Here is a 15,274-nt window from a genome sequence, read left to right as displayed (position 1 = left end):
CTCCGTGCACCACCGATCGCACATCTACGCCGCCGCCGTCGCGGTACTGCTCACCGCTTCGGCCCTGCCCGCCTCCGCGCATCCCGCCACGGCGCTCGACACGACGCATCTGCCGCCGCCTCCCGCGCCACGGGGCGGGGCGCCGGGACCACCGGCCGCCGCGGGGTCGTTCCGGCTCGACGGTCCGGTCACGGCGGACGCCCTGCGGGCGAAGGTCCAGGGCTGCGCACGCGTCTCGAAGGGCCTGTACCGGACCGACCAGGGCAAGCCCGCCGACATCCCCGTCTGCGGCAAGAAGGGCGCCGTGTTCTGGAAGGCCGACCTGGACATCGACTGCGACGGGCAGGTCACCGCCCGCTGCAACAAGCAAACCGACCCCTGGTTCCACGGGGACACGGCCTTCCACCAGTCCGACGGCAAGCCGCTGAACGCGGAGAAGCTGCCGTACATCGTGGTGCCCGCGCCGAGCGAGGTCTGGAACTACACCTCGTCCGGCATCCGGGGCGGGGGTGTCGCGGCGGTCTTGTACAAGGACCGGGTGGAGTACGCGGTGGTGGGCGACACCGGCCCGGTCGGGCTCGTCGGGGAGGCGTCGTACGCCGCCGCGCACTCGCTCGGGATCGACCCCGATCCGGCGCGCGGCGGAGTCCCCTCGGGGGTCACCTACCTCCTGTTCAAGAACTCCGAGGTCGCGCCGATCGAGAGCAGGTCCGCGGCGGTGATGCTGGGGGGCGAGCTGGCCAGGAAGTTCCTTCGGGAGAACTGACGAACGTCCTCGGTAAGGAGGCGAAGTCGGCGCCGTCTCCGTACCGAGGACGTGGTCGTGATCGTGATCCGTGATCGTGGTCCGTGATTCTGAGTTGTGATCGTGATCGTGGTCCGTGATCGGGGTGGTCGTGGTCTCGCGGGTCGTCGCCCTACACGATCCCCTCGGAGATCTCCGACTGCTCGCGGGCGCTGCCGTACGACTGCGGGGTGCTGTACGAGCCCCGCGCCGCGTACCACCAGGCCGTGGCCAGGGCCAGCACGACGGCCAGGGCGATCACGGCGTAGTTCATGGTGTCCGTGGTGACCGGGTTCTTCTGCGGCAGGCAGAAGATCACGGTGACGATCGCGACCCAGACGACGGCGATCCAGCCGATGGGCTTGCTCCAGCGGCCCAGCGACCAGGGGCCGGGCTGGAAGCGGTCACCGGCGCGCAGCTTGAGATAGATCGGGATCGCGTAGGCGGGCGTGATGCCGATGACGTTGATCGCCGTCACGGCGCCGTACGCGGTCGGCGAGTACAGCGACGGCACGGCGAGCACGCACGCGAAGCCGACCGACAGCCACACCGCCGGCACCGGGGTCTGCGTACGGCTGCTGACTCGCCGCCACAGGGCCGACCCGGGCAGGGCGTTGTCCCGGCTGAAGGCGAACACCATGCGGCTGGCGGCGGCCACCTCCGCGTTGCCGCAGAACAGCTGCGCCATGATCACGACAAGCAGAAGCGCGCTGGCGCCGTTGGTGCCCAGGACGTCGATGAAGATCTGCGCGGGCGGCACGGCCGCGCCGCTGGTGGCCGCGTAGTCCTGGATGGCGAAGGTCAGCCCGGCGAGGAGGGCGAAGCCGGCGATCCAGGAGACCCAGATGGCGCGCACGATGCCGCGCGCGGCGGAGACGGAGGCGTTGGACGTCTCCTCGGAGAGATGGGCCGACGCGTCGTAGCCGCAGAAGGTGTACTGGGCGAGCAGCAGACCGATCGCGGCGACATAGATCGGGTTCTCCCAGCCGGTCTCGTTGACGAACTGGGTGAAGACGAATTCGGGCGACTGGTGGTTCTTGGGGACGACCGCGAGGATGCCGACGATCAGGGCGACACCGCCGAGGTGCCACCAGACGCTGATCGAGTTGAGCACGCTGACCAGCCGGACGCCGAACAGGTTCATCGTCGCGTGCAGCAGCAGGATGCACATGAATATGATCATGGTCCAGCCGGGCGTGGGGTCGAATCCCCACTGGAGGTTCAGGAACGCGCCGGTGAACAGGGCCGCGCCGTAGTCGATTCCGGCGATCGCGCCCAGCAGCCCGAGCAGGTTCAACCAGCCGGTGTACCAGCCCCACTTGCGTCCGCCGAGCCGGTCGGCCATGTAGTAGAGAGCGCCGGATGTCGGATAGGCGCTGGTCACCTCCGCCAGCGCCATGCCTATGCAGAGCACGAAGATCCCGACACCCACCCAGCCCCACAGCATCACGGCGGGACCGCCGGTGATGAGGCCGAAGCCGTACAGGGTCATGCATCCCGACAGGATCGAGATCACCGAGAAGCTGATGGCGAAATTACCGAAACCGCCCATCCTGCGGGCGAGTACGGGCTGATAGCCGAGTTCCCTCAGCCGTTCTTCTTCATCCTGCTGCGGAACCGATTCCGACTTCGACCAGACCGGTGGGGAGACGGACATGGAAGTACCTCCGGGTACGGAGAGTTCAGGGAGAAAGGGGATGTGCGGTGGGGACCGGGCGTTGCCGGCGGGAGGGCCGGTGCCGGGAGAGCCGGGGTGCGGACGGACTCTAGGAATCCGGCTTCCGCCCGTCGGCGGCGGCGATGCAGCGGGCGCGGGCGCGGGCGAACACCTCCTCGACCTGGGTGGTGTCGTTCGGACTTCGGGCCCGGTAGGCCCACGGCAGGGGCGTGTAGTAGGGCCCCAGGGCCTCGAACACCCGTGCCGCCTCGGCCAGTTGGAGTGACCCCCACAGGGCGTGCGCCAGATAGTTGAGGTCCAGCAGCGATGCCTCGGCGGGCACGGACCGGTCGAACCAGATGCGCAGTGCCCGCAGCGCGTCCCTGGTGGCGTCCTCGGTGACCCAGTGCAGGTCCAGCGCCTTCTCGTTGCCGCCCTCCCTGCGGTACCGCTCGACCCGTACGAAGAGCGGCAGGGCCTGGAGCGCCGAGCCCTCGGGCGCGGACGAGGCCGCCCACTGAACGAAGTTGACCGCCTCGGACAACGAGCCGTCGGACCTGCGGGCGTACACGAACTGGAGCATCCGGTGGTACGCCTCGCGGTTGCCCGGATCGCGTTTGTCGGCCTCGGCGAGCAGGGCCCACGGGCCGGGGAAGAGCATCGGCCCCGGCGGCGCCAGCCGGTTCTCCTCCATCCGCTGCTTGCCGTCGAGTTGGGCGAGTGCGATCAGACAGACCCAGGGGACGGGGTCGGCCGGCACCAGCCGCGCGGTGTCACCGCACGCCTCCCACGCCTGCCGCCACAGGTCGGTCGTACGCGAATGGCCCTCGCGGTGCGCGCGCAGGGCGCGCTCCACCGTGACACGCGTCTGCATGACGACGGCCGCCGTGCTGTCCGGCTCCTCGGCCAGCCAGGTGTGCACGGTGTCCGAGCCGGCGGCGACGGCGGCGAGCACCTGCGTACGCTGGGTCCACAGGGTCCAGCCGCGCGTGTCGGCGAGCATGTCACGCATCGACAGCCAGCGGCCCGTCCGCAATTCCTGCACGGCCGCTCGGAGTTGACTGTCGTGGCCTGCTGGGTGATAGAGCGGACGAAAGCGATCGCTCACGGACCCTCCGCCCGATTCTCCCGCAACTCCGCCTCATTCCGGTGTAGTTCACATCCCGGCACCCGAGAATCACACTACTCAGTGACACTCCGCTGTTACTCGGCGATCAGTGTAGGGGGCATTGCGACGACCTTTGAACACTTTGCTGATCTTAGGCAACCCTGAGTGCATGTCGTGACCTTGACGTCGCAGGCAGGCTGCACCACCCTTTCGCTCAGTGATCGCACGATCACCGGTACTTCGAGCGAAAAATGTGACATGCCGCCTGTTCAGCACTCCCCCGGCAGCGTCGTGGACCCGGCGTCGCGGCCGGTGCTCGCCGTCGATCAGGGCACCTCGTCCACCAAGGCCCTGGTGATCTGCCCGGAGCGCGGGGTGATCGGCAGCGGGTCGGCTCCGGCGCCTCCCCGCTACGGCTCCGGCGGCCTGGTCGAGGCCGACCCCGCCCTGCTGCTCTCCTCGGTCGTCGACGCGGGGCGCCGAGCGCTCGCCGACGCCGGTGAACCCGTCGCGGCGGTCGGGCTGGCGAATCAGGGTGAGACCGTCCTGGCCTGGGACCCGGACACCGGCGCGCCGCTCACCGACGCCGTCGTGTGGCAGGACCGGCGCGCCGCGTCCGTCTGTGCCGAACTCGCCCCGCACGCGGAGATGTTGAGAGAGCTGACGGGCCTGCCGCTGGAGCCGTACTTCGCCGCGCCGAAAATGGCGTGGATCCGCCGGAATCTGACCCGCGAAGGCGTCGTCACGACCTCCGACTCCTGGCTCGTGCATCAGCTGACCGGCGCGTTCGTCACCGACGCGGCGACGGCCGGGCGCACCCAGCTGCTCGACCTCGACACCGCCGAATGGTCCCCCGCCGCGCTCGACGTCTTCGGGATGAGCGACGAGCGGCTGCCTCACGTGGTCGACGCGGCAGGGCAGTTCGGCGTCACGACGGCGTTCGGCGACCCGATCCCGCTGACGGGGCTGCTCGTCGACCAGCAGGCCGCGCTGCTCGCCCAGAACGTGACCGGGCCGGGGACGGCCAAGTGCACTTATGGCACAGGGGCGTTCCTCCTCGCCCAGACCGGCGCGCGACCGCTGCGCAGCACAGCCGGACTGGTCGGCTGTGTGGCCTGGCGGCTCGGCGGCCGTACCAGCTACTGCCTCGACGGGCAGGTCTACACGGCGGCGTCGGCCGTGCGCTGGCTGAGCGATCTCGGTGTGATCTCCGGCGCCGAGGACCTCGACCGGGTGGGCTCGTCCGTCGCCGACAGCGGGGGCGTCACCTTCGTCCCGTCGCTCGCCGGACTCGCCGCGCCGTGGTGGCGCGGGGACGCGAAGGGGTCGATGACCGGGCTCAGCCTGGAGACCGGCCCCGGCCATCTGGTGCGGGCGCTGTGCGAGGGCATCGCCGCGCAGGTCGTCGGGCTGGCGGACGCGGTCGCCGAGGACATCGGCACACCCCTGGAGTCGCTGCGTGTCGACGGCGGGCTGACCCGATCGGACCTGCTGATGCAGACGCAGGCCGATCTGCTCCAACTGCCCGTGGAGATCTCCCCGTTGCCCGACGCCACCGCGCTGGGGGTGGGCGCCGTCGCCCGACTCGGGCTCGACCCCGGCATGACGGTGGAGCGGGCCGCGCCCCGGTGGCGGCCCGAGAAGGTCTTCGAGCCGAGGATCGGGGCGGCCGAGGCCGCCGAGCGGCTGGGCGTCTTCCGTACGGAGGTGGACGCGCTCGTCGGCGGCATGCCACACGCGGGACGGAACGGCGCGGCATGAGCGTCACCGTTTCGGGGCCGCTGCCGGACGAGGTGTACGACGTGGTGGTCGTCGGCGCCGGGGTCGTCGGCGCGGCGATCGCCCGCGAGCTGGCCCGGTACCCGCTGCGTACCGCCCTGGTCGAGGCGTCCGCCGACGTCGGCGACGGTACGTCGAAGGCGAACACGGCCATCCTGCACACCGGTTTCGACGCCGTGCCGGGCTCGCTCGAAGCCCGGCTCGTACGCGAGGGACGCGCCCGGCTCGCCGCGTACGCCGAGGAGTGCGGCATCCCGGTCGAGCCGGTCGGCGCCCTGCTCGTCGCCTGGGACGAGGAGCAGCTCGCCGCTCTCCCGGCGCTCGCCCGGAAGGCCGCGCGCAACGCATACCGGCGCACCCGGACGGTGGGCGCCGACGAGCTCCGCCGACGCGAGCCGCATCTGGGACCTGGGGCACTGGGCGCGCTCGAAGTTCCTGACGAGAGCGTCATCTGCCCATGGACGACGACGCTCGCCTACGCGACCCAGGCGGTACGGAGCGGGGTCGACCTGCATCTCAACTGCCGGGTGCGCGAGGTGGCCGTGGGCTCCGCGGACGCGCCGCACCTGCTCGCCACCGGGCGCGGGCCGCTGCGCACCCGGTGGCTGGTCAACGCGGCGGGCCTGTACGCCGACGCGTTCGACCGGCTGCTCGGCCACAGGGATTTCTCGGTGACGCCCCGGCGCGGGCAGCTCATCGTCTTCGACAAGCTCGCGCGCGTGTTGGTCGGTCACATCCTGCTGCCGGTGCCCACGGCGCTCGGCAAAGGGGTTCTGGTGTCGCCGACCGTGTACGGCAATGTGCTGCTCGGCCCGACCGCCGAGGACCTGGACGACAAGCGGGCGACCGGTTCGACGGCCGAGGGGCTGGCGTTCCTCCGTGAGAAGGGCCGACGGATCGTGCCGGACCTCCTCGACGAGGAGGTCACCGCCGTGTACGCGGGGCTGCGCGCGGCCACCGAGCGCGACGACTACGCGATCCGCTCGCATCCCGAGCGGCGTTACGTCGCGGTGGGCGGGATCCGGTCGACCGGGCTGACCGCGTCGATGGCGATCGGCGCCCATGTCGTGGAGCTGCTGACGGAGGCCGGTGCCGAGACCGGGGCGGCGACCGACCTCGTACCGGTGACGATGCCGAACCTCGGTGAGGCCCACCCCCGTCCGTACCAACGCGCCGACCTGATCGCGGCCGATCCCGAGTACGGGGCGCTCGTGTGCCACTGCGAGCGGGTCTCGCGGGGCGAGATCCGTGATGCGTTCGCCGCGGGCATCCCGCCGTCCTCGCCCGAGGGGCTGCGCCGGCGCACCCGGGCGCTGGGCGGCCGGTGCCAGGGGTTCTACTGCGGGGCCGAGGTACGCGCCCTTTTCGACACCTCGGGCGCCGACGCGTCGGCGCCCGGCACGGAGGCCGCACGGTGAACAGCGAACAACCGACACCCGCACCCGCACCCGCACCCGCGGACGGACGGCGGGAGCGCGCCGTCGACGTCCTCGTGATCGGCGCGGGCCCGGCCGGTCTGGCGCTGGCGTCGCGGCTGGCGGGCGACGGCACATTCGGCGTCGAGGTCGTCGACCGTGAGGCCGAGCCGGGCGGTGCCCCGCGGCACTGCTTCCACTCCGGATTCGGGCTGCGGGATCTTCGGCGGCCGATGACGGGCCCGGCATACGCGCGCCACTGGGCGGACGCGGCCGTCCATGCCGGAGCGGCCCTGCGTACGGGCGTCACGGTCACCGGATGGAGCGACGGCCCACCGACGGATTCGCTCACCGTCGACGTCACGAGCCCGGCCGGCTTGGAGCGGATCACCGCGCGCGCCGTCGTCCTGGCGACCGGTGCGCGGGAACGCCCCCGCAGCGCGCGGCTGGTGCCGGGGACCCGGCCCGCCGGGGTATTCACGACGGGTGAACTTCAGCGGACGGTGCGTCTTCACCACCGGCCCGTCGGGCGGCGCGCCGTCGTCGTGGGCGCCGAGTCCGTCAGCTACTCCGCCGTGCGGACACTGCGGGAGGCCGGTGTCGAGGTGGTGGCCATGGTCACCGAGTTGCCGTACCACCAGGTCTCCCCCGTCACGGCGCTCGACGCCCGGCTCCGGCTCGGCGTCCCGCTGCTCGTGGGGACGCGGGTGTGCGAACTGCTCGGCCGGGGGCGGCTGTCGGGGGTGGCACTGCGGCGGGCGGACGGCCGGAGCACGACCGTCGCCTGCGACACGGTGGTGTTCACCGGCGACTGGATCCCCGACCATGAGCTGGCCCGCCGGGGCGGCATCACGCTCGACCGCGCCACCCGGGGCCCGGCCGTCGACGGCTCGTTCCGCACGGACCGGGCGGGGGTCTTCGCCGTCGGCAATCTGCTGCGCGGGATCGAGCCCGCGAGCACCGCCGCGCGGGAGGGTCTGCTGGCCGCAGGGCCCGTGCTGCGCGATCTGACGGACGGCCCCCGACCGGCGGCCCGGCGGGTGCCGGTCGAGGTCGGGGCGCCTCTGCTGTGGATCGCGCCCAACCGGATCGATGCCGCGGAGCCGCGTGTCGCGACGGGCGGCTTCACCCTCCGTACGGAGAGCGGGCTCGGCCCGTGGTCGTCGCTGGTCGTCAGCCGGGGAGGGCGGGTGCTGCACCGGCAGCGGCTCGTACGGGGCGCGGTGCCGAACCGGACGGTGCGCCTGTCCGCCGCCTGGACCGAGAAAGCGGCGTGGGCAGGGGCGGACGACGAGCCCGTACGAATCTCCGTGGAGCGCTGAGCCGCCCGGAACTGAGCCGCCCGGAAAAAAGGGCGGCCCCACCGGCAGGGGGGGAGGCCGGTGGGGCCGGTGGAACTCTGCGGCGGGGGAGCCGCAGGCTCGGGTCGAAGGGCATGTGCCCGTTGGTCCGCGAAATACTCCCTACGACCCTTCTTCTTTCGCTATTCCTTCTTCCCCTGGGGCACGAACATCTTGATGTCGGTCAGGCTCGCGCTGCCCTCGTACACATTCGTGTACAGGTCTCCGATGACGAAGGAGTCCGGATAGGCGGATCCGGCGGGCCACTGGTCCGGCCAGGTGGCGCTGCCGTTGTTGTCGTTCTGCACGAGGGTGTTGTTGTAACGCCCGTCGTACTCGCCCGGCTTGACGTTGTAATGCCAGATCGGCTTGTCGTCGACGACGAACGGCCGGTGGAAGCGGAGTGTCCGCTGTCCGGCGCGCGCGAAGTTGCCGCGGGCCTCCAGCGTGTAGCCGGTGGCGTCACGTTCGACGGCGAACGTGTAGTCCTGGTTCGGCATCAGCTCCGGCTGGAGCTCGGCGGCGGACGACAGCTGCTGCTCGGCCACCCCGTTCGAGCAACTGGTCATGAACCACTGCGAGTTGCCCGCGAGACCGCCCTTGCCGGGGGTCCAGTTGGGCAGTCCGCTGATCCACATGTTGACCGTGTTGAAGCTGCTGTCCTTGTAGTTGTAGTAGGTGTTGTTCGCGGAGTTGCAGACCCGGCCGCCGGTGCCCGTGCCGACCCGGTCGGGGTGCTGGGCGAAGGAGTCCATCAGGACCTTGCGGCGGTAGTGCCAGAAGTGGTTGTTGCGGGGCGCCGGGTCGGCGAAGTCCACGATCGACAGATAGTGGAAGCCGTTGTACCCGTACTTGCCGGCGCGGACGTCCTGCCACTCGCAGTACGGCGCCGACGCGTCACCCTCCCAGCCGGGGCTGTTCGAGCCCTCGCCCCACGGGTGCTGGGTCTTGCAGCCGTCCTTGCTGTAGCCGTTGACGCGGTTGTCGTAGTCGATGGTGCCGTTGCGCTTTCCGCCGAAGTCGAGCGTCTTGAGCTTGTACTCGATGCGGTACTGGTCCGGCAGGGCCTGCGTGGGACGGAAGATGGCACCGCCGGTGTGGTCCGGGACCTTGAGCTGGGCGACGGTCCTGCCGGCCGCCGTGCCGTTGGTGATGGACGGCGCTTTCTCTATCCGGCCGTCCTTGTTCCAGTCGCGCGCGGAGAGCGAGGCGGTGAGCCAGCCACCGTCACCGACCTTGAACTCCTTGCGGTAGGTGGCGAAGGAGTCGAAGGCGGTGTTCCACGCGGGCCCGTAGTCGTTGGCGTACCACTTGCCGTTGTCTTCCATGACGGTGTCGAACGGCTGGTTGTACGTCTCGCGGGTCCAGGGCGTGCCGGCGGGGTCGAGCCGCTTGGCGAAGTTCTCCGAGTGGAGCAGCCTCCAGGCCGGTGCCTTGGGCGACTTCGGGGGCTGGGCCGGCGTGCCGGGCCGGTCCGCCGCCGTGGCCGCGCCCGTCCCGTCGTCCGGGGCCGCGTTCGCGGATCCGAGCGAGAGGGGGACGACGAGGGCGCCGCAGAGCAGTGCCGTCAGGGCGTACGCGCGCTTCTTCCGTGGCAGTGACCGGGTGCTGCCGGTCCGTTCTTGAGGTGGGGGAACGGTGGGGATGCGGCTCATCAGAAGTTGCCCTTCGGGTCGTAGTACTTCTCCGCGTTCTCCTTGGTGACGCGCGGCGAGGGCACGACCGTGTCCTTCTCGGGCTTCTCGCCGTCGAGGATCTCCACGGTCCTGTCCAGGCCGAGACTGCCGATCACGTCGGCGTCGTTGAGGCCGGTGACCAGGTAGTTGGTCCCGTCGAGGATGGCTTTCAGTGCTTCGGCCTGGCCGTCGACGCCGGCCAGGACGATCTTGTCCGTGCGGTCGGCGTCCTTGACCGCGCGCTGGGCGCCCAGGCACATGGCGTCGTTCTCGCAGAAGACGGCGTCGATGTCGTCGTGGGCGGCGAGCAGGCTCTCCATGACGGTCAGTCCGCCGTCGGAGCTCCAGTTGCCGTAGTCGGGGGCCTCGACCAGTTCGATTCCCGACGCGCCTTCGAGGGCGCCCTTCACCCCGTCCGTACGGGCCTTGCCGATGCTGTTGTCGGCGGGTCCGCCCTTGATCAGGGCGACTTTTCCGCCGTCCGGCAGCCGCTCGACCAGGAATTCGCCGTTCTGCTTGCCGATCGCCTCGTTGTCGGGGCCGACCCAGCTCGCGTACTCGCCGGTCCGGAACTTCCGGTCGACCAGGACGGCCGGTTTGCCCGCCGCCTTGAGGGAGTTGAGGACGGCGGGCGCGGACTCCAGCGGCCCGCCGGAGATGATGACGGCGTCGACGTCCTTGCTGAGCAGGTCCTCCACGTTGGAGGCGAGCTTGGCGGCGTCGCCGCCCGCGTCCGTACTGAGGATCTTGACGTCCTTCTTCTCGGCCTGGGCCTTGATGGCCTTGTCCATGCCGTTGAAGTAGGGGCCGCCGAGCGTGAAGTTGGCGACGCCGACGGTGTAGGAGCCGTCGCCCTTCTCACCCCCGCTCCCGGAGTCGGAGGAGCAGCCGGTGAGAGCCGCGGTGAGAACTCCGGCCACCAGCACACCGGTTGCTCGTTTCGTGATCATGATGGAGTTGCCTTTCCGGGATGCGGATCGTTCACGGCGGCGTTGCGGAAGCGTCCGGTGCGCTGGACGAGGATGACGGCGACGATGATCAGGCCCTTGAGCACTTGCTGCCAGAAGCTCTGTACGTCGTAGAGGTTGAGCAGGTTGTTGATCAGTGCGAGTACGAGGACTCCGGCAAAGGTGGCCCGTACGGAGCCCTTGCCGCCGGCCAGGCTGGCTCCGCCGATGACGCAGGCGGCGATCGCGTCGAGTTCGAACGCGGTGCCGACGCTGGGCTGCGCGATGCCGACCCGGCTGGCGAGGATGACGCCCGCGAGTCCGGCGCAGGCGCCGGAGATCGTGTAGGCGAGGACGATATGGCGCCGTACGCCGATGCCCGCGAGCCGTACGGTCTCCGCGCTGCCGCCGATCGCGACCAGGGAGCGCCCGGCCGGGGTGCGGCTGAGGAAGACGCCGCCGACCAGGAAGACCCCCAGCATGATGAGGGTGGAGACGGGCAGCGGTCCGATCACCGCGGAGCCCAGCTCGAAGAAGCCGGGCTTCTCGGGCGCGACGGGTGTCTCCGAGTAGACGAAGGCGAGTCCTCTGATGGTGGTGAGCGCGGCCAACGTCACGACGAACGGCGCGAGTTGGAAGCGCGCCACCAGCGCTCCGTTGACGAGTCCGAAGCCGATGCCGGACGCGACGCCGACGGCCATGGCGACCGGGACGGGCAGTCCGGAGGAGAGCCCCGCGGCAACGATGCCGGAGAAGGCCACGACCGAGCCGACGGAGAGGTCGATGCCGCCGGTGAGGATCACGGCGAGCATCCCGTAGGCGAGCAGGCCGGTGGTGACCATCTGCTTGAGCAGGTTGGTGATGTTGCCCTCGGTCAGGAAGGCCTCGGTGGTGGAGCCCGCCACCACGACGAAGACCACGAGGAGGGCGACGATCCCGGTCTCCACGGTGATGTCGTGGCCGGCGACGGTGAGCCGGGGCAACCGGACCCCCCGTCGCGGCGGCGGTCCTGGTTCGCCGGGCCCGGTGGTCCTGGTGAGCTGTTCGGTCATGCCGCGTGTCCGATCGCGTGGGCGAGGACCGTGTCCTCGGTCGTACCGTCCGAAGGGAGTTCCGCGGCGATCCGCCCCTCACGCATCACCAGCACCCGGTCGGTGGCGCCGAGCACCTCCGTGAGGTCGGAGGAGATCAGCAGGATGGCCATGCCGTCGCGGGCGAGTTCGTCGAGCATCCGGTAGATCTCGGCGCGGGTGGCCATGTCGACACCGCGGGTGGGCTCGTCGAGCAGCAGCACCCGCGGCCCGGTGAGGAGCCACTTGGCGAGGACGGCCTTCTGCTGGTTGCCGCCGCTCAGGGTGCGTACGGGCAGCTTGGCCGAGTGCGCGGGCCGGATGTCGAGACGGTCGACCATGGAGACGACGTCGCGCCGGCGTCTCGCGGAGTCGAGCAGCGGGCCGCGCGTGGTGGTGCGCAGGGTGGTGAGGCCGATGTTCTCGGCGGTGCTGAGGCCGAGTACGAGTCCGGTGCGCTTGCGGTCCTCGGTGACGAGCGCGAGGCCGGCGGCGATGGCCTCGCGCGGGCCGCGGAACCGTACGGTGTCGCGGCCCGGCACGCGGATGGTGCCGGTCCTCGCGGGTTCGGCGCCGAAGACGCAGCGCGCGAGTTCGCTGCGGCCGGCGCCGACGAGCCCGAAGAGGCCGGTGATCTCGCCCGCGCGCAGGGAGAAGGAGATGTCGCCGAACTCCCCGGTGCGGCCGAGCCCGGAGACGTCGAGCAGTGTGTCGCCCCCGGCGGGGCGGCGGGCCGGGTAGAGCTGTCCGGCGGGGCGGCCCGCCATCAGGCGGATGAGTTCGTTCTCGTCGGTGCGGTCGGGGGTGGTCTCGGCGACGACCCGGCCGTCCTTGACGACGACGATGGTGGTGGCCAGTTCGGTGACCTCGGCGAGCCGGTGCGAGACGTAGATGATCAGGACGCCGCGCTCCTGGAGCCGGCGGATCAGCGCGAACAGCGCTTCCAGGTCGCTGCCGGCGAGGACGGCCGACGGCTCGTCGAGGACCAGGACCCTGGGCTCGCCGCCCTCGCTGACGAGGGCCTTGGCTATCTCGACCATCTGCTGTCTGGCGACCGTGAGGCGGCCTGCCCTGACGCGCGGGTCGATGGCTCCGTAGCCGATACCGTCCAGCAGGGCGCGGGCCCGACGGTGCGCGGCCTTCCAGTCGATGAGACCGCCGAGGCGCCGAGGGAAGTGGCCCATGAGGAGGTTCTCGGTGACGGACAGCTCGGGCACCAGGGTCAGCTCCTGGTGGACGGTGCGGATGCCGTGCGTGTGGGCGTCGTGCGGGGACCGTAACTCGACCGTTTCGCCGTCGAGTCGCAGCTCTCCGGCGCTCATCCGTTCCGCGCCCGCGAGGATCTTGATGAGTGTGGACTTGCCCGCCCCGTTGGCACCGACCACGGCGAGCACCTCACCGGCCCGGCCGGTGAGGTCCACCCCGTGCAGCACTCGTGTGGAGCCGTACGACTTGTGCACTCCGTGTATCCGCAGGACCGGCCGGGTCGGTGTGCTCACCCGAAGGCCTCCATCACGATGATCGTCTTCTGCCGGGTGAACTCCAGGGCCGTGTCGTGCAGGCCCTCGGCCGAGCCGCCGGTGTCCTTCGGGCCGCCGAAGGGCAGATTCTCGGCGCGCAGCGCGGTCGACCCGTTGATGACGACGCCGCCGACCTCCAGGCGTCCGGCGAGGGTGAAGGCGCGCTGGATGTCGCGGGTGAAGACGGCCGCCTGGAGACCGTACGGGGACGAGTTGGCCATCCGTACGGCGTCGAGCGGGTCGGCGAAGCGGGCGACGGGTGCGACGGGTCCGAAGATCTCGTCGGCGAACGCGGGGCTGTCCTCGGGGACCCCGACGAGGACGGCGGGGTCGTAGAAGGCGCCCCGGCGCGCACCGCCGGCCGCCTTGCGCGCGCCGTCCGCGACGAGCGCGGCGACCGCCGATTCGACCCGCTCGGCGGCCTCCGCACTGATCAATGGTCCGACATCGTTGCCATCGACCAATTGGTCCCCGACGCTGAGTTCGGCCGCGCCCGCCAGGAGCGCGTCGACGAAACTGTCGTGCACACCGTCCTGGACGTAGACGCGCTTGACGGCGCAGCAGATCTGACCGTTGCCGCGGGCGAGCCGGCCGAGGACCACGGCTTCGGCCGCCGCCTCGATGTCGGCGTCGTCGCAGACGATCAGGGCGTCGTTGCCGCCGAGTTCCAGGTGGACCTTCTTCAGGGTGTCGGCGGCGCGGCGGGCGATCTCGCGGCCCGCGGTGGTGCTGCCGGTGAGGCTGACGGCCGCGACGCCGGGGCGCGAGGCGAGTTCCCGCGAGATGTGCACGCCGCCGGTGAGCAGCTGGTGGGCGCCTTCGGGCGCTCCCGCCCGCTCGACGAGTTCGCCGATCCGCAGCACGGCGAGCGGACAGCGCGCGGGCGGGTGGACGAGGACGGCGTTGCCGGCGGCGAGGGCCGCTGCCGCCTTGTGGGCGTACAGCTCGACCGGGTAGTTGAAGGGCACCAGCGCGGCGACCGGGCCGAGGGGCTCGCGGACGGTGACGGCGAGGTGTCTCTCCAGGCCGGGGACCGCGTCGAGCGGGATCTGCCGGCCGAAGAGGCGGGTGGCCTCGCCGGCGAAGCCGCGGAAGATCCGGACGGCCGCGCGGACCTCTTCGGTCGTCTGGAAGAGGGGCTTGCCGTTCTCGGCGGCGAGCAGCCGGGCCAGGTCGTCGGTCTCGGCCTCGATCAGATCGGCGACGGTCAGGAGCAGTCGGGCGCGTGCGTGCGCGGGCAGTGCGGCCATCGCCCGCTGGCCGTGCGCGGCGGCGGCGAGGGCGGCGGTGACGCGCTCCGGGCCTAAGTCCTCGATCTCGCCCAGCAGTTCGCCGGTTCCTGGATTACGTACGGGCAGCGGTGCGGTTCGGGTGGGCATGCGTCGCTACTCCCTGGTACGGGGCTCGGCACAGAGTCGTGTTCGGCTCTTCGAACAATTGCAGGCGATGCTGACGCACGCTCAGCAATTCGTCAACACATCGAACAAAATGAGAAAGCGCTTCCCCGAGCAGCCCCGGAGCCGACCGCGCGGGCGCGCGAACAGTCCGGGTTACCCCGTCCGATGAACGGCGGATGAGCGGGCCCCGCACGCCGCGAGAGAGGTCGGCGAACGTTTGCGGTTGCGAGTGATCCCTGTGCGGTGATCGGCGTCAGGCGTTGCGGCCTCGTTCATACGCGGGCCACGCCGGGTGCCCAGCATCGGAAGGGAGCCGGGACCTCACCCCGGCGTCCTTGCCTTCGCGACGTACGCACTCGGGGAGAGCGCATCATGTCACGCATCCGCTCCGCGGCCACCGCCGTCGACCGCCGTTCCTTCCTCGCCGCCGCCGGAGCCGTGGGCCTGTCCGCCGGTATCGGCGTGGCGGTCGGTTCGAGTGGTGGCCCGGGCAGCGCCTCGGCCGCCCCCGCGCCCACGGCGCCCGGCACCCCGGCCGCCGCCGGACCCACCCCCACAGCCACCCCTGTCCCTTATACACA

At 71.0% G+C, this 15,274-nt stretch carries 11 protein-coding genes and 1 pseudogene; 5 read left to right on the top strand and 7 right to left on the bottom strand.

Annotated features, from left to right (window positions below; genetic code table 11):
- Positions 1–4: 4 nt before the first annotated feature.
- Complete coding sequence (locus tag P3L51_RS20840; protein ID WP_354606780.1) at positions 5–766, top strand: glycoside hydrolase family 75 protein; 762 nt, start codon at positions 5–7, stop codon at positions 764–766.
- Positions 767–917: 151 nt separating this feature from the next.
- Here the strand turns inward: P3L51_RS20840 and P3L51_RS20835 are convergent, their stop codons facing one another.
- A complete protein-coding gene (locus P3L51_RS20835) occupies positions 918–2,441 on the bottom strand; it encodes an amino acid permease (protein ID WP_354606779.1) in 1,524 nt (507 codons plus the stop codon).
- A 109-nt stretch (positions 2,442–2,550) separates the two neighbouring features.
- The gene (locus P3L51_RS20830; RefSeq protein ID WP_354606778.1) at positions 2,551–3,549 is read right to left on the bottom strand and encodes a hypothetical protein; all 999 of its coding nucleotides are present in this window, start codon (positions 3,547–3,549) and stop codon (positions 2,551–2,553) included.
- A gap of 258 nt (positions 3,550–3,807) precedes the next feature.
- Between P3L51_RS20830 and P3L51_RS20825 the strand changes: the two genes are divergently transcribed.
- Genes P3L51_RS20825 through P3L51_RS20815 form a run of 3 tightly spaced genes read left to right on the top strand, consistent with a single transcriptional unit; the run spans position 3,808 to position 8,065 of the window.
- Positions 3,808–5,310: an FGGY family carbohydrate kinase gene (locus tag P3L51_RS20825; protein ID WP_354606777.1), complete on the top strand. Its 1,503-nt coding sequence runs from the start codon at positions 3,808–3,810 to the stop codon at positions 5,308–5,310.
- A complete protein-coding gene (locus P3L51_RS20820; RefSeq protein WP_354606776.1) occupies positions 5,307–6,746 on the top strand; it encodes an NAD(P)/FAD-dependent oxidoreductase in 1,440 nt (479 codons plus the stop codon). Before P3L51_RS20825 ends, P3L51_RS20820 begins: the two co-directional genes overlap by 4 nt.
- On the top strand, positions 6,743–8,065 hold the full coding sequence (locus P3L51_RS20815) for an NAD(P)/FAD-dependent oxidoreductase (RefSeq protein ID WP_354606775.1): 1,323 nt from the start codon (positions 6,743–6,745) through the stop codon (positions 8,063–8,065). Before P3L51_RS20820 ends, P3L51_RS20815 begins: the two co-directional genes overlap by 4 nt.
- A 161-nt stretch (positions 8,066–8,226) precedes the next feature.
- Here the strand turns inward: P3L51_RS20815 and P3L51_RS20810 are convergent, their stop codons facing one another.
- Genes P3L51_RS20810 through P3L51_RS20790 form a run of 5 tightly spaced genes read right to left on the bottom strand, consistent with a single transcriptional unit; the run spans position 8,227 to position 14,675 of the window.
- Positions 8,227–9,738, bottom strand: a complete 1,512-nt coding sequence (locus P3L51_RS20810; protein ID WP_354606774.1) for a mucin-5B — start codon at positions 9,736–9,738, stop codon at positions 8,227–8,229.
- On the bottom strand, positions 9,738–10,709 hold the full coding sequence (locus tag P3L51_RS20805; RefSeq protein ID WP_354606773.1) for a sugar ABC transporter substrate-binding protein: 972 nt from the start codon (positions 10,707–10,709) through the stop codon (positions 9,738–9,740). The genes P3L51_RS20810 and P3L51_RS20805 overlap by 1 nt, the downstream gene beginning before the upstream one ends.
- Positions 10,706–11,758 carry an ABC transporter permease gene (locus P3L51_RS20800; protein WP_354606772.1) on the bottom strand — a complete coding sequence of 351 codons (1,053 nt, stop codon included), beginning with the start codon at positions 11,756–11,758 and terminating at the stop codon, positions 10,706–10,708. The genes P3L51_RS20805 and P3L51_RS20800 overlap by 4 nt, the downstream gene beginning before the upstream one ends.
- On the bottom strand, positions 11,755–13,275 hold the full coding sequence (locus P3L51_RS20795) for a sugar ABC transporter ATP-binding protein (RefSeq protein WP_354606771.1): 1,521 nt from the start codon (positions 13,273–13,275) through the stop codon (positions 11,755–11,757). Before P3L51_RS20795 ends, P3L51_RS20800 begins: the two co-directional genes overlap by 4 nt.
- Positions 13,272–14,675: an aldehyde dehydrogenase family protein gene (locus P3L51_RS20790; protein ID WP_354606770.1), complete on the bottom strand. Its 1,404-nt coding sequence runs from the start codon at positions 14,673–14,675 to the stop codon at positions 13,272–13,274. The genes P3L51_RS20795 and P3L51_RS20790 overlap by 4 nt, the downstream gene beginning before the upstream one ends.
- Before the next feature lie 390 nt (positions 14,676–15,065).
- Here P3L51_RS20790 and P3L51_RS20785 point away from each other — a divergent pair.
- A pseudogene (locus tag P3L51_RS20785) lies at positions 15,066–15,274 on the top strand (TIGR03767 family metallophosphoesterase); the annotation flags it as partial.

The organism is Streptomyces panacea, assembly GCF_040560175.1.
GTDB classification, from domain to species: Bacteria; Actinomycetota; Actinomycetes; order Streptomycetales; family Streptomycetaceae; genus Streptomyces; species Streptomyces panacea.
Note: the sequence above shows the minus strand (reverse complement) of the source record. Positions and strands in the feature narration are given on the sequence as shown.